The sequence below is a fragment of the Ruegeria intermedia genome (genome assembly GCF_900129345.1).
GTDB lineage: Bacteria > Pseudomonadota > Alphaproteobacteria > Rhodobacterales > Rhodobacteraceae > Ruegeria > Ruegeria intermedia.
On sequence record NZ_FQVK01000022.1, the window covers coordinates 16903 to 36877 of the forward strand.

Sequence of the window (19975 nt, forward strand, 5' to 3'; positions counted from 1 at the left end):
CGGCGCCGGTCAGTTCCCGTTGTTGCGCGCTTCCAGCCGTTCGAGGTTGACCACCGTCGACAGCATCAGGCGGTCGTGGCTCCAATCCTGCGTCTGGCGGAAAGATGCTGCGGCGAATGCCACCAGAACGGCAAAGATCAGCGTCGTCGCAAGAAAGAAGGCGGGCTCGGGCGCGTTCAGCCGCGGCGCGTCGGCCAGGGCGATCACCCGCTGCCGCAGGACCCGCTTGGCCTTGCCGCCGGGAACCAGGGCCACGTTCAGAACACGCGGGCGGCCCTGCGCGACCGTTCTGGCGCAGTAATCCAGCAGACATTTGGTATAGTCGCGGGCGTCGATGCCGCGGCGCATGACGACGGACTGGTCGCAGGACAGTTCGCGCAGACGGCTGAACTGATATTTCAGCAGCCAGAAGGCGGGGTTCCAGAACAGCAGCGGACGCAGCAATTCGAATCCAAGTTCCCATTCGACGTCCCGGGCGCGGACATGTTCGAGTTCATGTGCCAGCGCAAAGCGCAGCTCGCGCGGGGTATCCAGCAGATGGCTGGGCAGCACCACGTGGCGGCGGCGCAGACCGCGCACCGCGAAGGGAACGGTGATCCGGTCCGAAAGGCGTACGTCCACACGGGCCGAGCGGCGCCAGAGAAAGCTGTTCAGAACGGTTTCGCGAATGGCCAACGCATCCCGGACCGTCCGCGCCAGAATGCGCAGCGCGGCAAGGACCAGCACCGCGACAAGCCCGGTCAGAACCGGATTTTGACCGGACAGCACAAGATCGACCCAGCGCTGGCGTGTGTTCAGCAAGGCCTCGAACTGGGTCGCCGGCATGGCGATTTCACCCCGCAGATAGGCCGCGACGGCGATGTCCCCGATGGCCACGGCGCGTCCGGGCCATATCTGCGCCGACAGTGCGGTCACCGCCAGCGCCAGAACCGGGCTGAGCAGAACACACAGGCAAAGCGCCTTGAGCACGCGCAATTGAACGATGAAATTGTGCCGCAGCGCCGTTGGGCCCAACGCCGCCCTGGCGGCCAGCCAGATCAGCGCGGACAAGGCCAGCACGACATTCAGGTCCAGATAGGCGTCGAGTACCGGTTTAACCGCTGTCATTTTGCAGTCTCCTTTCTACCAGTGCTCGAATTTCCTCCAGATCGGCTTCGGTCAGACCGGCGTCATCGACAAGACGTGCCACCAGCGAGGCCGGGGTGTCATCGAACAACGTGCGGGACAGGTTCTGCAGCGACCGCGCCTGATAGGTGTCCTTTTCAAGCAGCGGGCGGTAGATCAGGGTTTTGCCGTCCTTGCGGCTTTGGACAAAACCCTTTTCATCCAGGATGCGCAGGATCGTTGCGCCCGAGGTATAGGCCAGGTTCCGCTCGGGCGGCAGCCGGTCCAGCACGTCGCGTACCGAGCCTTCGCCAAGTGCCCAGAGTTCGTTCATGAACTCCAGTTCGACCTCGGTCAGCAGATTTCCTGTCTTTCTCTTTCGCATCGGTCTCGGTGTCACCATTTTGCCTGTTGTGCTTGCCAGACAAGCATCCTTTCGCGGTTACGCAAAGCCTAAACTTTCCAGAAAACGAAAATGCCCCAGCCGATCGACAGGAAAAGCGGGGTCCAGACTGGTTGGCCGACGAACCCCAGCCAGGCCAGAAAGATGTAGGCCGAACCCAGCAGGGTGATGAACAGCCGGTCGCCCAGCGTGGTGGTCAGGCCCAGCACGCCCCGGCGTTCGATCCCGTCGCGGAACTTGACCACCTCGAGCACGCCGATCAGGGCGATGGCCGAGAAGATGCCCACGAAAACCGCCAGCGTTGCCGGTGTCCAGGCCATCCAGAAATCGGGCCACAGCGGGTCGGTCCAGGAAAAGCCCTTGGGTTCTTCCTGGCCGACATTGCCCCAGCCGGCCTTGGCTTGCGCCAGCGCCGAGGACGGGGCGAGCAGGGAGAGGGAGAGAAGGAGTTTGCGCATGTCGAACCTCATACACGTCCCATCGCGAAGCCGCGCGCGATGTAGTTGCGGACAAACCAGATGACGATGGCGCCGGGGATGATGGTCAGGGTGCCGGCGGCGGCCAGCAGGCCCAACTCGTAGCCGGCGCTGGACGCGGTGCGGGTCATCACCGCGGCGATGGGTTTGGCCTCGACCGCCGTCAGGGTCTTGGCCAGCAGCATTTCCACCCACGAGAACATGAAGCAGAAGAAGGCCGCCACGCCCACGCCCGCCTTGATGTTGGGCAGGAAGATCGTGACGAAGAACCGCGGGAAGGAATAGCCGTCGACATAGGCGGTTTCATCCAGCTCTTTCGGGATGCCGCGCATGAAACCTTCCAGGATCCACACCGCCAGCGGCACGTTGAACAGCGTGTGCGCCAGTGCCACAGCCAGGTAGGTGTCGAACAGGCCGATCGACGAATACAGCTGGAAGAAGGGCAGGGCGAACACCGCAGCCGGGGCCATGCGGTTGGTCAGCAGCCAGAAGAACAGCTGCTTGTCGCCAAGGAACCGATAGCGCGAGAACGCGTAGGCCGCAGGCAGGGCCACGCAGACCGACAGGACCGTGTTGATCGTCACGTAGGTGATCGAGTTGATATAGCCCCAATACCACGTCGGATCGGTGAAGATGGCGATGTAATTCTCCAGCGTAAAGGTCTGGGGAAACAGGGAAAAGCCCGAAAGGATCTCGTTCGTGGTCTTGAAGGACATCGCCACCAGCCAATAGATCGGCAGCATCAGGAACGCGATATACAGGATCGGGATGAGGGACCGCTTCTTCATTGCGCGTCATCCTTTGTCATGAGGGTGTAGAAGACCCAGGAAACCAGAAGCGTGATGGCGAAATAGATCAGGCTCATCGCGGCCGCGGGGCCAAGGTCGAACTGTCCCAGCGCGATCTTCATCAGGTCGATCGACAGCAGGGTGGTCGAGTTGCCGGGGCCGCCCCCGGTCAGAACGAAGGGTTCGGTGTAGATGTTGAAACTGTCCATGAACCGCAGCAGCACCGCGATGGTCAGAACCGTCTTCATCTTGGGCAGTTGGATATAGCGGAACACCGACCAGGGGCTTGCCCCATCGATCTTGGCTGCCTGGTAATAGGCGTCGGGGATCGACACCAGACCGGCGTAGCACAGCAGCACCACCAACGAGGTCCAGTGCCAGACATCCATCACCACGATGGTGATCCAGGCCGACAGCGGCTGTTGGGTCATGTCATAATTGATGCCCAGCACGTCGTTCAGGAAATACCCCAGCAGGCCGATCTTGGGCAGGGTGAAGATATTCCACATCGAGCCGACCACGTTCCACGGGATCAGCATCGGCAGGGCCATCAGGACCAGGCAGACCGGCACCCAAAAGCCCTTGCGCGGCATCGACAGGGCCACGATGATACCCAGCGGCACCTCGATCATCAGGATCAGCGTGGTGAACAGGAACTGCCGCCCCAGCGCCGCTTGGAACCGGTCAGACCGCAGGATCTGTTCGAACCAGCCCAGCCCTTCCCAGAAGAACTGGTTGTTGCCGAAGGTTTCCTGGACCGAATAGTTGACCACCGTCATCATCGGCACCAGCGCGTTGAACGCCACCAGCGCCAGCACCGGCAGGACAAAGAACCACGCTTTCTGGTTTTCCGTTCTCATCGGGCGCGCTCCTCGGTTGCGATCCAGCCGTCGCGATAGACGCGCGTCTGTTCAGGTTTGAATTGCAGAAAGACTTGCGATCCGGGCTCGGGGGGCGCGTGTTCGGTCACCGCCTTCACCGGGCTGGCGCCGACCATGGCGCTGACCACAAAGTGCCGCCCGATATCCGCCACCTTGGTGACATGGGCCGGAATGCCCTCGGGGCCAAAACCCACATATTCGGGCCGGATGCCCAGATCGGTGCGGCCGCCGCTGCCGCTGACCGGTCCTTCCAACACCACCTCGTGCCCTTCGAACAGGGCGCGATCGCCGCGGGCCTCGCAGGGCAGAACGTTCATGCCGGGCGAGCCGATGAAATGGCCCACGAATGTGTGCTGCGGGCGCTCGAACAGCTCGACCGGAGTGCCGATCTGGACCACTTCACCTTCCTGCATCACCACCACCTCGTCGGCGAAGGTCAGGGCTTCGGTCTGGTCGTGGGTGACATAGATCATCGTCGCCTGGACGCGCTGGTGCAGCTCTTTCAGCTTGGACCGCAGCTTCCATTTCAGATGCGGGTCGATCACGGTCAACGGCTCGTCGAACATCACCGCGTTCACGTCGTCGCGGACCAGACCGCGGCCCATCGAGATCTTCTGCTTGTTGTCCGGGCTGAGGCCGCTTGCGCGGGTGTTCAGCATGTCGGTGACATCCAGCATCTCGGCGATCTCGTCGACGCGGCGCTTGATCGTCGCCGGATCGACGCCGCGGTTCTTGAGCGGAAAGGCCAGGTTTTCGCCCACGGTCATCGTGTCGTAGATCACCGGAAACTGGAACACCTGCGCGATGTTGCGCTGATCGGGGGGCAGGGCTGTCACGTCGCGGTCGTCGAACAGGATCTGCCCCTCGGATGGGGTCAACAGACCCGAGATGATGTTCAGCAGCGTGGACTTGCCGCAGCCCGATGGCCCCAGCAGAGCATAGGCCCCGCCATCACGCCAGGTCACGTCGATCTCCTTCAGCGCATAGTCCTGCGGGCCTTGTGGCGACGGCATGTAGCTGTGTTTGAGGTTGGAAAGCTTGATCTGTGCCATGTCAGGCCACCCTTTTGCCGTCTTGGCCGAAATACCGGCAATGGGCCGGGTTCATGTAGAATGTGTGGTCCTCGCCCACCTGATAGGGGTGGACCCCGGCCGCCAGCGACACCCAGGCGTCTTCGCCATGCTGGAAATGCGCGCTGGAGTCGGACCCGGACAGCTCGGTCACGATCACGCGACCGGTCAGTTCGACATCATCGGCCGAGGCGCGCACGGGGGTGACGCGGTGCGGGCGCACGGCGACCTTGTATTCCCCGTCGGACAGGCTGATGCCCTGGCTCAGCCGCCATGTGCCGCCACCGGCCAACTGAACCTGGCCACCGGTGATCGTGACGCGGGCCACGTTGATGGGCGGGTCGGAGAACACCCGCGCGGCCGCGAGGTTTTCCGGGTTGCGATAGATGTCCGCGGTCGGGCCGAACTGGGTCACGCGGCCGTCTTCCATCAAGGCGGTGTAGCCGCCCAGCAGCAGCGCCTCTTCGGGTTCGGAGGTGGCATAGACCACCACGGCGCCGCGCCCGGCGAACAGCTCGGGCAGTTGCTCGCGCAGTTCCTCGCGCAGCTTGTAGTCCAGATTGGCCAGCGGCTCGTCCAGGAACACCGCGCGGCTGTCCTTGGCGATGGCGCGGGCCAGTGCGGTGCGCTGCTGTTGACCGCCCGACAGTTCGTGTGGACGACGGTGCAGCATCGGGCGCAGTTGCAGCAGGTCGGCGGCCTCTTCCACGCGGCCTTCGATCTCGGATTGCGCCATTCCGGCCACGCGCAGGGGCGAGGCGATATTGTCGAATACAGTCATATGCGGGTAGTTCACGAAGAACTGGTGCACGAGGCTGATCTTGCGTTTCTGAGGGCTCAGCCGGGTCACGTCCTGCCCGTCCATCAGAACCTTGCCCGAGGCAATCGGATCCAGGCCGGCCATCATCTTGATCAGAGAGGTCTTGCCCGACCCGGTCGCGCCCAGCAGCACGTTGAAATGGCCGGTCTGCAGCGTCAGGGACGTGGGTTTGATGTGGGTAACGGCGCCGACCCGCTTGGTTGCGTCTTGTAGTTCGATCATGTCCGTGGGTTCCGATCCCGCAGCGTGTGGCAACGCTGTTTGGTCTTGGTTGGCAAGGGGCGCCGATACCGGCGCCCCCCGGGGAGTAGCGGCTTACTGGGACTGCCAGCGCGCCACCAGTTCGTCATAGTTGACGGTCTGGCCTTGCGGCTTCTCGTTTTCCAGCTTCGGCTTCGGCGCACCCGGCTGGCTCAGCCAGTATTCGGGGTCGCGCGGCTCGTTCAGGCGCGGACCACAGCCGCCATAGACGCCGGCGCTTTCATCCGCGGCCTGCATCCGGGCCATGGTGATGTCCATCTCTTCGGCCAGACGGTCCATCGCCTGCTGCGGGGTGAAGGCGCCCGAGTTCACGTCACCGATCTGCTGCCACCAGATCTGGGCCAGCTTCGGGTAATCCGGAACGTTGATGCCGGTCGGCGACCACGCCACACGGTCGGGCGAGCGGTAGAACTCGACCAGGCCACCCAGCTTGGGTGCGCGTTCGGTAAACGATTCATGGTTGACCGAGCTGTCGCGGATGAAGGTCAGACCCACATGGGACTTCTTCACATCGACGGTCTTGGACGTCACGAACTGAGCGTACAGCCACGCGGCCTGTGCCCGATCCGACGGGGTGGATTTCAGGAAGGTCCACGATCCCACGTCCTGATAGCCGACCTTCTGGCCTTCTTCCCAATAGGGGCCATGCGGGCTGGGCGCCATCCGCCACAACGGGTTGCCCTCGTCGTCGACGGTGTTGTTGCCTTCGGACTTGGGCTTGACCATGTCGGCGGTAAAGGCCGTGTACCAGAAGATCTGCTGGGCCACGTTGCCTTGCGACAGGGCGGGCAGCGACTGGTAGAAGTCATAGGACGCCGCACCCGGAGGCGCGTATTTGCGCAGCCATTCATCCCATTTGCGGATCGCGTAAACGGCCGCCGGGCCGTTCGCGGCACCGCCACGCGACACCGAGGCGCCGACCGGGTTGCAGGTGCCTGCTTCCATGCGGATGCCCCATTCATCGACAGGCACACCGTTCGGTTCGCCCTTGTCGCCGGCACCGGCCATCGACAGCCAGGCATCGGTCATGCGCCAGCCGAGGTCGGGCGCGCGCTTGCCGTAATCCATGTGGCCATAGATCGCGACCCCGTCGATTTCCTTGACGTCCTCAGTGAAGAACTCGGCGATGTCCTCATAGGCCGACCAGTTGACCGGGACGCCCAGATCATAGCCGTATTTTTCCTTGAATGCGGCCTGAAGGTCTTCGCGGTCGAACCAGTCCTTGCGGAACCAGTACAGGTTGGCGAATTGCTGGTCGGGCAGCTGGTACAGCTTGCCGTCGGGACCGGTGGTGAACTGGATGCCCATGAAGTCGTCCAGGTCCAGCGTCGGAGAGGTCGTGGCCGCCCATTCGCCTTCCATCATGTCCGACAGAGGATAGGCCAGTTGCAGGCGCGAATGCGTGCCGATCAGGTCACTGTCGTTGACATAGCCGTCATACAGGTTCCGACCGGTCTGCATTTGTGTCTGAACGGCCTGGACAACCTCGCCTTCACCCAGGATCTGGTGGTTGACCTTGATGCCGGTGATTTCCTCGAATGCCTTGGTCAGAACCTCGGATTCGTACGAGTGGGTCGGGATACCTTCGGACAGGACGTTGATTTCCATTCCGGCAAAGGGTTCAGCAGCCTTGATGAACCACTGCATTTCCGCCATCTGCTCGTCTTTCGACAAGGCGGATGGCTGGAATTCGTCGTCGATCCAGCGTTTGGCTGCGGCTTCGTCGGCCCAAACCGGACCGTGCCCCGCAATGACGGCAGCCGCCGCCACTGCGGACAAAAGATGTTTCCGCATCTTTCTCCTCCCAAGATTTATGGTTCTCCGGTGCGACCCGGATGAATGGCAGCATCGGCGATTTTTCGCGAGTCTGTCAAACTAAAAATTTAGTAATTGAGAAACGGACGGCTACGATCAGCCTGTAAGGGCGGCTTAAGTCATTGAAATAATTTTATACAAAGCGCGCTCGACGTCTCGTCGCTTGTGAACCGGCCCCCATTTCTACCGGACGGCCGAGCCTGAACCTGGAGGCTTGGGCACAGGCCTGGGCATATGCTCATGTCCGATATTGAAATCATCACCGATGGTGCCCACGCGCTCCTCATGCGGCGGCCTGATCGTGGTTTGATGGCTTGATGCCGTTGACGAAACCGACGCCTTGGATGACGTCGGCGAGGTGAGCAACGCCGCGCCGTTCGCGCCAGCTTTTCTCGGCGCATTGGCCGAGCTTGAACATCATGTGGAGCATACCGCCGCGGCTGAGGTATCCTTTGGTGCGCTTGGTTCGGCGGCGGATGGTGGCAAACGCCCTTTCGATTGGATTTGACGTGCGAATGCTTTGCCAGTGTTGGTCCGGGAAGTCGTAGAAGTCCGTCAGCTCGTCGCGATCCTTGGTCAGCCATTCGGAGGCTTTCGGGTATTTCGCCTCGAAGGTTTTGATGAACAGGTCGAATGCGGCATACGCGTCTTCGCGCGTCTCGGCCTGCCAGATGTCATGCAGCACCTTCCCGGCATTGGGCCGGGTGCGCTTCCGTTTTTGTGCATCCAGCAGCGCTGCTGGCGGGTGGAGGGGATGACCTCCTCCAGTGCCGCCCCGAATCCCATGGCTCCGTCGCCGATGGTCAGTTTCGGAACGGTGATGTCACTGGCCTTGAGGCCGAGAAGAACTTCGCGCACGGCTTTGCGTGCTTTCGCGCACGCCACCCTCAATGGCGAGGAAATGCTTCTTTCCCCGTACGTTGACCCCGATGACAACGCGCACGCAGAGCCGGTCATCGGCGCCGCACGACCCGCTGTAGATACCATCAGCCCAGACATAGACCCACTCGTCACGGCCCAGATCGGCCTTGCGCCAGGTCTCATATTCCCCCGCCCACAGGCCTTTCAGCCGCGCGACGGTCTTGGCGGAGAACCCGGTGGCCTCGGGGCCGAGCAGCATCTTCAGAGCCGCGCCCAATTCGCCTGTGGATAGGCCCTTCAGATACAGCCGCGGGAGCGCAGCTTTGATGGATTTGGTCTTGCGTACACAAGGCGGCACGAGCGCCGAGCGGAAGGTCAGAGGCATGCCGCACTTGGCCCGGACATCTTTCATCGTGACAGGCCCAATTCCGGTCTGCACGGCGCATTCGGGGTGGTAGCCGCTGCGAACAACCGCCGTGCGGCCATCGGCTGTCCGGCGCTCGGTACGCTCGGCCAGAAAAGCATGTCACTCGGCCTCAACAGCCGCTTGAAGCAAGTCCCGAGATCCTTTGCGAAGAAGATCGGTCAGCGGATCCGTGACCGTGTCTCGACCGGTGAAATCAATGATGGAAACGTCGTCCATGGTGGTGCGTCTTCGAATGGTTGGCTGGATGTGTAGCAACGCCAACCCAACCAGTTGCACCGACGTCATTCAAACCGCCCCGACACCAGATTCACTCATAGCCTGGGCGCAAGACGCTGGAGGTCGAAATCCTCAAGAAAGCTCTGGACAAGGCACGATCAAGAAAACCGATCTTGCATGCACTGTCGCCGCGACCGGGAGGTTCCCGGTGATGGCGGTTGCAAAAACTCTGGGCGTGCCGCGTTCGAACCTGCACGACCGGCTGAACGGAGGGCACGAAGCCGCGTCGGCGCGACCACAAGGCGTAAGACGCGGCGTTGCTGCCGCTGATCGAGCGGATTGTGGGGGGCAGTGTCCGACTTGCGGCAATCGCCGGATCACGGCGGTACTGAACCGTGTGCAGGAGCCAGAGGGCTGTCCGGGTCAACCCGTTGCCCGATGCCGAAACCCTCATCAAGTTGATCGGAGGCGGGATCGAGGCCTATGACGAAAACCAACGGCACTCGGCCCTCAAGTGGCGCTCCTCACGCGAGTTCCGAAGGAACCAAACCGAAACCGCTCAGGTGTCCGGCGAAATAGGGGCAGGATCAGCTTGCGATGCGACCGCGCCGGGACTGTGTTGCCAAGCCACCCGAATGGTGTCGGCGCCGAATCTCGGGCTCAGCCGGATCTGCGCCGTGAACAGTTCGCCGGCGTCGGAACGCCATGGATTTGGTGGAAGGTGAGAGTGGCAGCCCGTAGGGGAATCGAACCCCTCTTTCCAGGTTGAAAACCTGGCGTCCTAACCGATAGACGAACGGGCCACGCAAGCCTTGCACAAGCACAAGTGGCAGCCCGTAGGGGAATCGAACCCCTCTTTCCAGGTTGAAAACCTGGCGTCCTAACCGATAGACGAACGGGCCACGCTGGCTTGTGGGGGGCCTTTTACGGATTACGTTCCGCCCCCGCAAGACGAAAAATGCAGCCATGTGAAACTTTTTTGCGCCCCGGTTGAGGCCGGCTGGAAAGGGGTCATTTCGCCTCGGCTGCGTCTTCCAGGCGCAGCTGAACGCTTTGGCGTCCGCCCCAGGTATTGACCTCGAGCCGGCCTGCGAAATGGAACCGGGCACCGCCGTGATTTGCCAGCCGATCCCCCATCGGGCCATCAAAGGCGCCAAAGGCGATGGCGTCGATCCCGCCGCCCATCCCGTCCGACAGGGACAGCTTCAGATGGCTCTCGCCCACGCGTTTGGCAAAGCGTATCTGCAGGTCGGGCAGGGCAAAGCGCGGGGCAGGGGCACCGGCCCCGAACGGACCCGCCTGTTCGATCTGCTCGATCAGGGCGACCGTGGCCGCGCCGGGCATCAGCACACCGTCAAGTTTCAGGTCGGCGGGGCCGCCTTCGCCCGCCCCCTGTTTGGCCAGCAACTCGCTCAGGCGCGCCATGGCGGGCTCCAGCTGATCGCGCATCACGGTCAGACCTGCGGCCATCTTGTGCCCGCCACCTTTGACCAGCAGCCCCTCGGACGCCAGCCGGTGGATCGCGGCCCCCAGATCGACACCCGAAACCGAGCGGCCCGACCCTTTGCCCTCGTCGCCGTCAAAGCCGATGACGATCGCCGGGCGGTTGGCCGTCTCTTTCAGGCGCGAGGCCACGATGCCCACGACGCCCGGATGCCAACCGTCGCCCGCCGCCCAGACCAGCGGCGCGTCCAGCCCGCGATCTTCGGCCTGGGCCAGCGCGGCGGCGCGCACGGCGTTTTCGATGTCGCGCCGTTCGGTATTCAACGCGTCCAACCGTTTGGCCAGGGCTTCGGCCTCGGCAGGGGAATCGGTGCTCAGCAGGCGCGCGCCCAGATCGGCCTGACCGATGCGCCCTCCGGCGTTGACCCGTGGCCCCAGCAGGAACCCCAGGTGATAGCTGTTGGGCGCGGTATCCATGCGCGCCACGTCGGACAAAGCCACAAGGCCGGGCCGCTGGCGCTGCGCCATGACCTTCAGCCCCTGCTGCACCAATGCGCGGTTGACCCCGACCAAAGGCGCAACATCGGCAACCGTGGCCAGGGCCACAAGGTCCAGCATCGCCATCAGATCAGGGCCCTTGGCGCCGGCCGCGCGCAGTTGCCGGCCGGCCTCGACCAGCATCAGGAACACGACGGCGGCGGCGCACAGATAGGCGAGGTCTCCGCTTTCGTCCTGACGGTTCGGGTTCACCACGGCCACGCAATCGGGCAGGGTCTCTCCGCCGAGGTGGTGGTCCAGCACGATCACGTCCGCCCGCTGAGCCGCCGCGATGGCATCATGGCTGAGCGTCCCGCAATCGACGCAGATGATCAGGTCATGCGTCGCGGCCAGCCGGGCCATTGCGGGTGCGTTCGGGCCATAGCCCTCGTCGATCCGGTCGGGCACGTACAGCGTGGCGTTCAGCCCCATCTGGCGCAGCCACACGATCAGCAGGGCGGCCGAACTGCCGCCGTCCACGTCGTAATCGGCAAAGATCGCGATACGTTGCTTGTGCCGCACGGCCTGCAGGAAGCGGGCGGCGGCGGTTTCCATGTCCTTCAGCTCGCGCGGGTCGGGCAGCAGGTCGCGCAGCTTGGGTGCCAGAAAGCTCTCGGCCTCGGATGGGGGCACGCCGCGGCGGGCCAGCACCTGGCACAGCGGGCGGGGCAGGTCGGTTTGCTGGGCCAGCATTTCGGCGGCGCGGTCCATCTCGGGCGGCGGGCCAACCCACCTGCGGCCGGTCAGAGAGTGCTCGACACCCAGAAAGCTCAACCTATCCCTCCTGACGGACAAGGCCGAGCCCGGGCGGGCACGGCCTGTGTTGGACTTGACGATGCCGGCCGGGCAATCACCCGTTCAGGTGCGGCCAGATCGGCGTGCGGTAGGTCATGCGCCGGACCGAGCCGGTTTTCGACCGCATCAGCAGCGTGGTGGTTTCCACCCAGCCCGGCTGACGCTTGATGCGCGGAAGCAGCGACCCGCCGGTCACGCCGGTTGCGGCAAAGATCACGTCGGCCGTCACCATTTCGTCGCGTGAATAGACGCGGTCCAGATCGGTGATGCCCGCCTTGGCGGCGCGGCCGCGTTCGTCATCGTTGCGGAACAGCAGCCGGCCGAAGATCTGGCCGCCCATGCATTTCAGCGCCGCGGCCGCCAGCACGCCCTCGGGGGCGCCGCCCTGGCCCATATACATGTCGATCCCGGTTTCCTCGGCCTCGGCGCAGTGCATCACGCCGGCCACGTCCCCATCGGTGATCAGCCGGATCGACGCGCCGGTTTCGCGCACTTCGGCGATCATCGCCTCGTGCCGGGGACGCTCCAGAATGCAGACGGTGATGTCGCCGGGCTCGCAGCCCTTGGCCTTGGCCAGGGCCTCGACCCGTTCGCGCGGGGTCATGTCCAGCGACACGACGTTTTCCGGATAGCCCGGCCCGACGGCCAGCTTGTCCATGTACACGTCCGGCGCATGCAGCATCGACCCGCGCGGCCCCATGGCGATGACGGTCAGCGCGTTGGGCATGTCCTTGGCGGTCAGAGTGGTGCCTTCCAGCGGGTCCAGCGCGATGTCCACGCCGGGGCCGTTGCCGGTGCCGACCTCTTCGCCGATATACAGCATCGGCGCCTCGTCGCGCTCGCCCTCGCCGATGACGACCACGCCGGCGATGTCCAGCAGGTTCAGCTGTTCGCGCATGGCGTTGACGGCGGCCTGGTCGGCTGCCTTCTCGTCACCGCGCCCGACCAACGAGGCCGAGGCCAGGGCAGCCTGTTCGGCGACCCGGGCCAGGCCGAGGGACAACATGCGGTCATTGAAATCGATCTTGGCAGCGCTCATGCGTGGGAATCCTTTGGCAATCTTGGACGTTCTTGACTGGCATAGCCTGCCCGTGGCGCAGGCCGCAAGGGTTCAGACCTGCTCGATGCGCAGCGCGACCGGTTCACCGGAAACCACGTCGGTCTTGCGCAGATCCTCCAGCGCGATGTCCAGCGTGGCGCGGGTGGTCTTGTGGGTGACGATCAGAACCGGGGCGGTGTCCTCGGCATGGGCGTATTGGCGCATCCGGTCGATCGAGACACCGGCATTGCCCAGAATGGCCGCCACCTTGGCCAGCGCGCCGGGTTTGTCCAGCAGGGCCAGCCGCAGGTAGTACGGGGCGGGCAGGCCGGTGATGGCCGGTTTGGCCTCGACCAGAGTGGCGGCCGGACGCCCGAAGGTCGCGACACGCAGCCCGCGCGCCAGATCGCAGACATCGCCCATCACCGCGCTGGCGGTGGGACCTTCACCCGCGCCGGGGCCGCGCAGAACGATCTGTTCCACCGCGTCGCCCTCGATCACCACCATGTTGGTGCCGCCCTCCAACTGCCCCAGCGGCGAGTTGCTGGGCACAAGGCAGGGCTGCATCCGCTGTTCCAGCCCGCGCGGCGTGCGCTGCGCCACGCCCAGCAGCTTGATCCTGTACCCCATGTCATCGGCCTGGTGGATGTCGTCCAGGCTGATATGTTCGATCCCTTCGATCTCGATCCCGTCGAAATTGGGTTTCGTGCCGAAGGCGATCGAGGCCAGCAGCGCCAGCTTGTGCGCCGCGTCGATGCCGCCCACGTCCAAGTTCGGATCGGCCTCGAGATAGCCCAGTTGGGCGCATTCCTCGAACAGGGCATTGTAGCCCAGACCCTGCGACTGCATGCGGGTCAGGATATAGTTGCAGGTGCCGTTCATAACGCCCATCACGCGGGTGATCTCGTTTCCGGCCAGACCTTCGGTCAGCGATTTGATGACAGGGATGCCGCCCGCAACGGCCGCCTCGAACCGGATCACGCGGCCCGCGGCCTCGGCCATTTCGGCCAGCGCCTGACCGTGGACCGCCAGCAGCGCCTTGTTGGCCGTCACCACATCCTTGCCGGTGGTCAGGGCCGCCTCGACCGAGGCCTTGGCCGGCCCGTTTTCACCGCCCATCAGTTCGACGAATACGTCGATGTCGTCGCGCCGGGCCAAAGCGACCGGGTCGGTCTCCCAAGCGTAGCCCGACAGGTTGACGCCGCGGTCCTTGCCGGAATCACGCGCCGAAACCGCCACGATCTCGATGGGCCGGCCGGTGCGGGACTGCAGCAGTTCGGCATGGCGCCGGATGATCTTGACCACGCCCACGCCCACGGTTCCCAAGCCAGCAATTCCAAGCCGCAGCGCCTGTGTCATTCCGTGGGTTCCTTTCTGCTCGGGTTTCGGCTGTTCGGGGCATTCCGCCCGTTCTTCGCTGCCTTAGCGGGTTCGGACCGGCGGTGCAATCGGTCAGCGTCCCAGCAACCGCCGGCACCGGTCGATGCCGGTCTTCATTCAGTCGATCGGAGTGTTCTGCAACCGGTTGGCGCGCTGGCGCAGGGACTTCTTGCGCTCGGTCAGATTCTTACTCAGATCAGCGGCCTCGCTGACCACGTCGACCGGCGGCCCCAAGGCCTCGTCCAGCGGAATCAGCCTGGGGTAGGGGGCGTCCGTGACGGCTGCTGCCTCGCGGCCTTGAAGCTCGGGGATGTTCGTGCATCCGGCGGCCAGCGCCACAAGAAAAAGGACAGGCAGCGGCTTCATCGCGGATCCCGTTGAGTTGCTCATCCGGTCGTGATGCACCTTCCGGCGCCAGGGATCAAGCGGGGTTCTATTTGAACGTGTGTTCATATAAGCTGTTGACCCATGGCACGTACACAAGGTTCTCACTCGGATATCACAGGCCCGCGCATCCGCAAAGCGGCGTTGCATCTGTTCGCGCGATATGGCTATGCCGCTGTTTCCATGCGGCAAATCGCGGCCGAGGTCGGCGTGCAGGCCGGTGCGCTTTACAACTATACGCCTGACAAGCAAAGCCTTCTGTACCGGTTGATGCGTGACCACATGGAGGAGTTGCTGGCCGCCCAGAAGGCGTTGCCGTCGCAGGACTGCGCGCTTGATGCGCTGCGCCAGTTCGTCGGGTTCCACATCCGGTTCCACATGCAGCGGCCCGAAGAGGTTTTCATCGCCTACATGGAACTGCGCAACCTCACCCCCGAGAACTTTGCCGAGATCGAAGCCCTGCGGCGCGACTACGAGGACGCGTTGCAGGGAATCCTGGTCGCCGGCCAGGCCGAAGGGGTATTCGCGCTTCAGGATGCCAAGATCGCCACGCTTGCGGTGATTGCCATGCTGAACGGCGTCATGACCTGGTATCGGGCCGGCGGGCGCCTGTCGCTGGATCAGGTCGAACGGATCTATTGGGACATGGTGCGCAAGGCCGTGGCCGCCTGACCCGTCTCTCCGCCCGGGCCGTCAATGGGCAGGCCGGATGAAGGTGCCGTTGCGCAACTCGCGAAAGGCCTGTTCCAGTTCGGCGCGGGTGTTCATGACGATCGGTCCGTGCCAGGCCACGGGCTCGTTGATCGGAGCCCCCGAGATCAACAGGAACCGCACCCCGTCCGGTCCCGCCTGGACGGTCACTTCGTCACCTGTTCCAAAGCGCACAAGGGTCCGGTTTCCGGACATGTCGCGGATGTTCACTTCCTGCCCGGCGACTTCCTTCTCCAGCAGGATGCCCTGGGGCCCGGAGGCATCCGCAAAGGCGGCCTGTCCTTCGAACACATAGGCAAAGGCCCGACGGTAGGTGTCGATCTTGAAGGTCTTTCGGACGCCGGCGGGAACCGAGATGTCCAGATACTGCGGGTCGGCTGCGATTCCGTCCACCGGGCCGGTCTTTCCCCAGAACGTGCCGACGATGACCCGAACCCGGGTGCCGTCGTCATCGACGATATCGGGAATGTCCTTGCCTTGCACGTCCTGATACCGGGGCGCAGCCATTTTCTGGGCCGAGGGCAGGTTGCCCCACAACTGAAACCCATGCATCTGCCCCGAGGCGTTCCCCTTGGGCATCTCTTGATGCAGGATTCCCGATCCGGCGGTCATCCATTGCACGTCGCCGGCGCCCAGGGTTCCGCTGTTGCCCAGCGAGTCCTTGTGTTCGACCGTACCGGACAGAACATAGGTGATCGTCTCGATCCCGCGATGGGGGTGCCATGGAAACCCCGCCAGATAGTCCCGAGGGACCTCGTTGCGGAAATCATCGAACAGCAGGAACGGGTCCAACTCGGAGGGGTCCTGAAAGCCAAAGGCGCGGTGCAGCTTCACGCCGGCGCCTTCACGGGTCGGAGCGGCTTGGCGGGTCTCGAGGATCGGTCTGAGGGACATGGGGCCTCCTGCGGTTGTGACCGGGAATATGGGGCGCGACCCGCAGCGGTCAATTCAACGAAAACTCACCGCTCCTGTGCGTGTTTCAACAAATCCGTCAATGGTCTGTTGTTGTAATGGAATTTCGGGTACGGGGTCCGAAACGAATGGAGGTTCGGATGCAGGACGAGATTTTGGCGACGGTGCAGGCCTCGGCGGCGCGTCGGTGGATGGGGGTGGCGATGCTGCTGTCGGTTGGGGGGCTGGTGATCTATGTCGCCTTGGCCAGGCCGCCTGCGCCGCTGTGGCAGGTTTTCCTGTTCGCCGTCGGCGGCGCGGCCCTGTGGTTGGCGCATCGGGTCTGGCACGCGACTGCTGACCGTATCGAGTTGACGCGCACGCAGCTGCGCACGGGCAGCGGCATCCGGATCCTGGATGTGGCGGATATCGAAGGCGTGGACCGCGGTGTGTTTGCGTTCAAACCGTCAAACGGGTTTCTGGTCACCACCAAAAGCCGGGCCGAGCGCGCCTGGGCGCCCGGCCTGTGGTGGCGCATCGGGCGCCGGGTCGGGGTCGGCGGAATGACGGCCGCCGCCGAGACCAAGTTCATGTCCGAGATGCTGTCGGCGCTGCTGGCCGAGCGCGACATGTGATCAGCAGTTCGGATCGGCGTTGATGTTGTCGTAGACCCGCGGGTGGGTGAACACGAAGTTTTCCATTGCGAACTCGTTTTCGCCATAGCCGATGCGGAAGGGGCGGCGATACCAGTCGCGCACCTCGACAACGATCATCTTGCCGTTGTCCGGCATGATCGGCAGCCTGTTTTCGATGCTGGAAACCGTGGCATCGGTCAACTTGTCGAAATACTCGCCACGCTCGCAGGACCATTGGACGTAATGGGTATCGTCGGGCTGATCAAAGCGCAGGAACGAGATGCGCATCGACACGTCCGACCGGTCCGACATCATCTGCTGCAGCAGTTCGTACATCGTGTCGATGTAATCCGCGTTCACGGTATTGCGTTCGCGGGACAGAACGTCGGCGATGGCATAGCTCGCCTTGAGGTTCCGCGAGCTTTGCTTGTACCCGTCGAAAAATGTGAACGAAGCGCACATTCCAAAGAACAGAAGCGGGTATACCATGACCGCTTCGATGCTGATGACACCGCTTTCCTTCCGGAAGAAGCGTTTGACGAAACCGGCCTTTTGCTGGGCGTTCGAGCGATCAGGTAGGTTCATAAACAAACACCGTGGTTGCATGCAGTTCGTACTGCCCGTTGTCCCGCTGGCTGGTCATCCATCCAAGGATCGATCCGGCCCATAGCGGATTTACCTCGACACAGGCACGAACGATCATCAACTCGTCCGAACCGCCGGGATTGAAGATAGGGTTCTGCTGAATCGTGGCCGGGGTATCCGCGCAGTACGGCCTTGTACTCAGCGTGTGGCCTGAATAGGGATCCACGCGCGTCAGCTCCAGTGCAAGGTTCGCGTCGCAGTCGGGGATGAACGCCGCCTTGTCACACACGATTTCCTTGAGCAGGTCATGCGTCCACCCCTGCTGGACGTTCGTGGTGTATTTTGCAAGGTTGTTCAGCCGCACATCCCGGATGGTCTCGTCCAAAGCCCGTTCCAGGTTGGCGTGGTTGAAGGCGCCGATCCCGACTTCGACCGCGGAATAGGTCGTTCCCACGAAAATCGGGAACCAGAAGATGAACTCGATCGTCGCCATGCCGCCTTCGTTGCGGCGGAACAGGCGGAACTTGCTCAGGAGTTTCCGGATCATTGCGTCAGCCTCAGATTGCGGATCGTCGAACCGATCGATGCAAAGACATCGATGATTTCGTCACCAGTGGCCTCGTAATAGGCGCCGTCGTCGCTTTTGCAGTCCTTCAGCAGCGACTTGCCCGCGTCGGGTGCCTCGAACGCGACCGTGAAGATCACGATTCCCTTGGCCCGCGCGGCGGCACACATGGAGCGCGACCGGGGGTCCTTTTGGCTGGAGCCGACCGAAGATACGGCGTTGTAATACCAGTTGGATGCCTTCGAACTTCCCAGAGATTCACGGAGAAGGTCATAGATGGCCCGTCGGGTCGTCCGTTCCCAGACCTGAGTCCAGTCCAGATTGACCGACGTCGCCGGGTCGCCGTTGTTGTCCGTTACGGTGCGCGTCCGGCTGCGGCTGTAGTCGAACTGATAGCAGACTCCGTTCGAGCGGTAGGTGCAGCGATAGACGGTGTAGTCGTCGTTTCCGTACGGATCGTCCTGCCAGATCTCGCGCCCCCAATACCACCCTTTCTTGCTGTCCCATTCGGTATAGGGGACGTCATGCCAGAAGTACTTGTTCGATTCGTGGTCATAGGTGGAATAGACCGATTTCTTGGCGTTCCACCACAGGATCGAGGGACCCGAGCGATAGGGGTCTTTGACCATGTACTGCGTGGTGTTCGCGCCGTCGGTCATCAGAACCAGAACCTTCATCGAGTCGTTGCCGGAGTAGGTGTTGGGCCGCGTGGCGAATTCTGCGGGGACCTGATTGCCGGCCAGGTTGGCGATTGCAGGCTGGAAGCTTTCGTCCAGCAGGGTCAGCCCCCATTTCAGGCCAAGGTCGATCGAGGTGTTGCCGCCCGCGGTAAAGCTGTCGATATGCGCCTTCAGCACCTCGGGATCCTTCTGCAGGATCGAAACTTCGCGGTTGGCCAGCTCGTCGCAGATCTCGTTGTATACGAATTTGTTCGACGGGCGGCGGTCATAGGTTCTCCACGGCGTGAAATGCAGCGTTCTGGGGTGGGTCGCACCCAGATCGAAGGTCGTGGTGTTGAATGCGTCGGCTTCGAAATTGATGCAGTTGGCCCGCTGGTTCGAGCCGCTGACGTTCAACTCGTTCATCAAATAGTCCGGCAGCGACACTTGCGTAGCGTATGGAACGATCGAGATGGACAGTTTCCCGTCCTCGGTCTTGTCCGCCATCTCCTGCACGAATTTCTTGGCAGCTTTCTTGAGGTTCGTCAGACGGTTGTAGTTGTTCATCGAGCCGGACACGTCCAGCACCAGCGAAATCTCGACGTCGTCGATGGCTTCTTCTGCCACGCTGGTGGCGGCGCTGGTGATCGTGTCGACATCCCACCACTTCATGAAGTGCATCTCGATGTCCATCTGGGCTTGCGCTTCGACCCGGCGATAGCCTTCGATGGTCACGGCGGTCGCACCGCAGACATTGGGGGTTACGATCGGGTCGCCCACAAGGTACTGATCCAAGCCTTCCTTCTTGAGGTAGTCGATCACGACATCCTTGGGACACAGGTCCTGGTCCAGATCGGCCGCGGCCAGAACCGCACGGTCCAAGGCATACTGAAGCTTCGCGCGTTCGCGGTCGAACCGCATGACGTCCACAGCGAAACCGGCGACCGTGAAGATGATCAGCATCATCATCAACGCAAACACCGTCATGGTGCCGCGTTCGGACGATAGGAAAGTTTCATCTTCGCGGCAGTCGTGACGACACCGTTGCAGGTGCCCCGACAGGTGCTTGGGCGTCCATTCAAAATTGCGCATAACGAAATCCTTTTGCCGGCCGAGCAGACGTGAGCCAGTAGTTCGCAAGTTTGGAAAATTACCCACAGAACGTGGCGAGAATTGGGCGGATTTGCCCCTAGAGCGCTCTTTTTGAATGAGAATCGTCCGCATTCCGG

The 19975-nt window shown here is 62.9% G+C and carries 18 protein-coding genes, 2 tRNA genes and 2 pseudogenes; 3 read left to right on the plus strand and 19 right to left on the minus strand.

All coding sequences use genetic code 11. The features are described 5' to 3' along the window. Positions 1–9: 9 nt before the first annotated feature. The 9 genes and pseudogenes from F3H26_RS14670 to F3H26_RS14710 form a co-directional block, all read right to left on the minus strand. Positions 10–1107, minus strand: coding sequence for a M56 family metallopeptidase (locus tag F3H26_RS14670; RefSeq protein WP_149776765.1), 1098 nt, complete (start codon positions 1105–1107; stop codon positions 10–12). Beyond that, positions 1094–1489, minus strand: a complete 396-nt coding sequence (locus F3H26_RS14675) for a BlaI/MecI/CopY family transcriptional regulator (protein ID WP_005983946.1) — start codon at positions 1487–1489, stop codon at positions 1094–1096. Before F3H26_RS14675 ends, F3H26_RS14670 begins: the two co-directional genes overlap by 14 nt. Before the next feature lie 68 nt (positions 1490–1557). Beyond that, positions 1558–1965: a DUF2160 domain-containing protein gene (locus F3H26_RS14680; RefSeq protein ID WP_149776766.1), complete on the minus strand. Its 408-nt coding sequence runs from the start codon at positions 1963–1965 to the stop codon at positions 1558–1560. Positions 1966–1973: 8 nt separating this feature from the next. Then, positions 1974–2771, minus strand: a complete 798-nt coding sequence (locus F3H26_RS14685) for a carbohydrate ABC transporter permease (protein ID WP_149776767.1) — start codon at positions 2769–2771, stop codon at positions 1974–1976. Further along, the gene (locus F3H26_RS14690; RefSeq protein ID WP_149776768.1) at positions 2768–3631 is read right to left on the minus strand and encodes a carbohydrate ABC transporter permease; all 864 of its coding nucleotides are present in this window, start codon (positions 3629–3631) and stop codon (positions 2768–2770) included. The genes F3H26_RS14685 and F3H26_RS14690 overlap by 4 nt, the downstream gene beginning before the upstream one ends. Next, positions 3628–4704, minus strand: coding sequence for an ABC transporter ATP-binding protein (locus tag F3H26_RS14695; RefSeq protein ID WP_149776769.1), 1077 nt, complete (start codon positions 4702–4704; stop codon positions 3628–3630). Before F3H26_RS14695 ends, F3H26_RS14690 begins: the two co-directional genes overlap by 4 nt. A gap of 1 nt (position 4705) precedes the next feature. After that, the gene (locus F3H26_RS14700) at positions 4706–5764 is read right to left on the minus strand and encodes an ABC transporter ATP-binding protein (protein WP_149776770.1); all 1059 of its coding nucleotides are present in this window, start codon (positions 5762–5764) and stop codon (positions 4706–4708) included. A gap of 93 nt (positions 5765–5857) precedes the next feature. Beyond that, positions 5858–7597 (minus strand): ABC transporter substrate-binding protein, encoded by a 1740-nt coding sequence (locus F3H26_RS14705; RefSeq protein WP_149776771.1) that lies wholly within the window; start codon positions 7595–7597, stop codon positions 5858–5860. Positions 7598–7901: 304 nt separating this feature from the next. Continuing rightward, positions 7902–9122 (minus strand): annotated as a pseudogene (locus tag F3H26_RS14710) (IS256 family transposase). A gap of 104 nt (positions 9123–9226) precedes the next feature. Between F3H26_RS14710 and F3H26_RS14715 the strand changes: the two are divergent. Then, positions 9227–9537, plus strand: a pseudogene (locus F3H26_RS14715) (IS3 family transposase); the annotation flags it as partial. 313 nt (positions 9538–9850) lie between these two features. Here the strand turns inward: F3H26_RS14715 and F3H26_RS14720 are convergent. From F3H26_RS14720 to F3H26_RS14745, 6 genes are all read right to left on the minus strand, one after another. Beyond that, a tRNA-Glu gene (locus F3H26_RS14720) sits at positions 9851–9925 on the minus strand. A gap of 24 nt (positions 9926–9949) precedes the next feature. Further along, a tRNA-Glu gene (locus tag F3H26_RS14725) sits at positions 9950–10024 on the minus strand. Positions 10025–10133: 109 nt separating this feature from the next. Further along, a complete protein-coding gene (gene recJ / locus F3H26_RS14730; protein ID WP_149776772.1) occupies positions 10134–11876 on the minus strand; it encodes a single-stranded-DNA-specific exonuclease RecJ in 1743 nt (580 codons plus the stop codon). Between the two features lie 76 nt (positions 11877–11952). Further along, positions 11953–12936: a class II fructose-bisphosphatase gene (gene glpX / locus F3H26_RS14735; protein ID WP_149776773.1), complete on the minus strand. Its 984-nt coding sequence runs from the start codon at positions 12934–12936 to the stop codon at positions 11953–11955. 72 nt (positions 12937–13008) lie between these two features. Continuing rightward, positions 13009–14295 (minus strand): homoserine dehydrogenase, encoded by a 1287-nt coding sequence (locus F3H26_RS14740; RefSeq protein ID WP_149776774.1) that lies wholly within the window; start codon positions 14293–14295, stop codon positions 13009–13011. Positions 14296–14433: 138 nt separating this feature from the next. After that, on the minus strand, positions 14434–14682 hold the full coding sequence (locus tag F3H26_RS14745) for a hypothetical protein (RefSeq protein ID WP_149776775.1): 249 nt from the start codon (positions 14680–14682) through the stop codon (positions 14434–14436). Positions 14683–14784: 102 nt separating this feature from the next. Here F3H26_RS14745 and F3H26_RS14750 point away from each other — a divergent pair, with 102 nt between their 5' ends. Further along, the gene (locus F3H26_RS14750) at positions 14785–15372 is read left to right on the plus strand and encodes a TetR/AcrR family transcriptional regulator (RefSeq protein WP_149776776.1); all 588 of its coding nucleotides are present in this window, start codon (positions 14785–14787) and stop codon (positions 15370–15372) included. Positions 15373–15393: 21 nt separating this feature from the next. On the opposite strand, the gene F3H26_RS14755 is transcribed toward F3H26_RS14750, so the two are convergent. After that, positions 15394–16305 (minus strand): pirin family protein, encoded by a 912-nt coding sequence (locus F3H26_RS14755; protein WP_149776777.1) that lies wholly within the window; start codon positions 16303–16305, stop codon positions 15394–15396. A 158-nt stretch (positions 16306–16463) separates the two neighbouring features. Here F3H26_RS14755 and F3H26_RS14760 point away from each other — a divergent pair, with 158 nt between their 5' ends. Next, the gene (locus F3H26_RS14760; RefSeq protein WP_188127789.1) at positions 16464–16937 is read left to right on the plus strand and encodes a hypothetical protein; all 474 of its coding nucleotides are present in this window, start codon (positions 16464–16466) and stop codon (positions 16935–16937) included. Here the strand turns inward: F3H26_RS14760 and F3H26_RS14765 are convergent, their stop codons facing one another. Genes F3H26_RS14765 through F3H26_RS14775 form a run of 3 tightly spaced genes read right to left on the minus strand, consistent with a single transcriptional unit; the run spans position 16938 to position 19838 of the window. Then, a complete protein-coding gene (locus F3H26_RS14765) occupies positions 16938–17522 on the minus strand; it encodes a TadE/TadG family type IV pilus assembly protein (protein WP_223162524.1) in 585 nt (194 codons plus the stop codon). Beyond that, positions 17509–18069, minus strand: a complete 561-nt coding sequence (locus F3H26_RS14770) for a TadE/TadG family type IV pilus assembly protein (RefSeq protein ID WP_149776780.1) — start codon at positions 18067–18069, stop codon at positions 17509–17511. Before F3H26_RS14770 ends, F3H26_RS14765 begins: the two co-directional genes overlap by 14 nt. Beyond that, positions 18066–19838, minus strand: coding sequence for a TadE/TadG family type IV pilus assembly protein (locus tag F3H26_RS14775; protein ID WP_149776781.1), 1773 nt, complete (start codon positions 19836–19838; stop codon positions 18066–18068). The genes F3H26_RS14770 and F3H26_RS14775 overlap by 4 nt, the downstream gene beginning before the upstream one ends. Between the last annotated feature and the right edge of the window lie 137 nt (positions 19839–19975).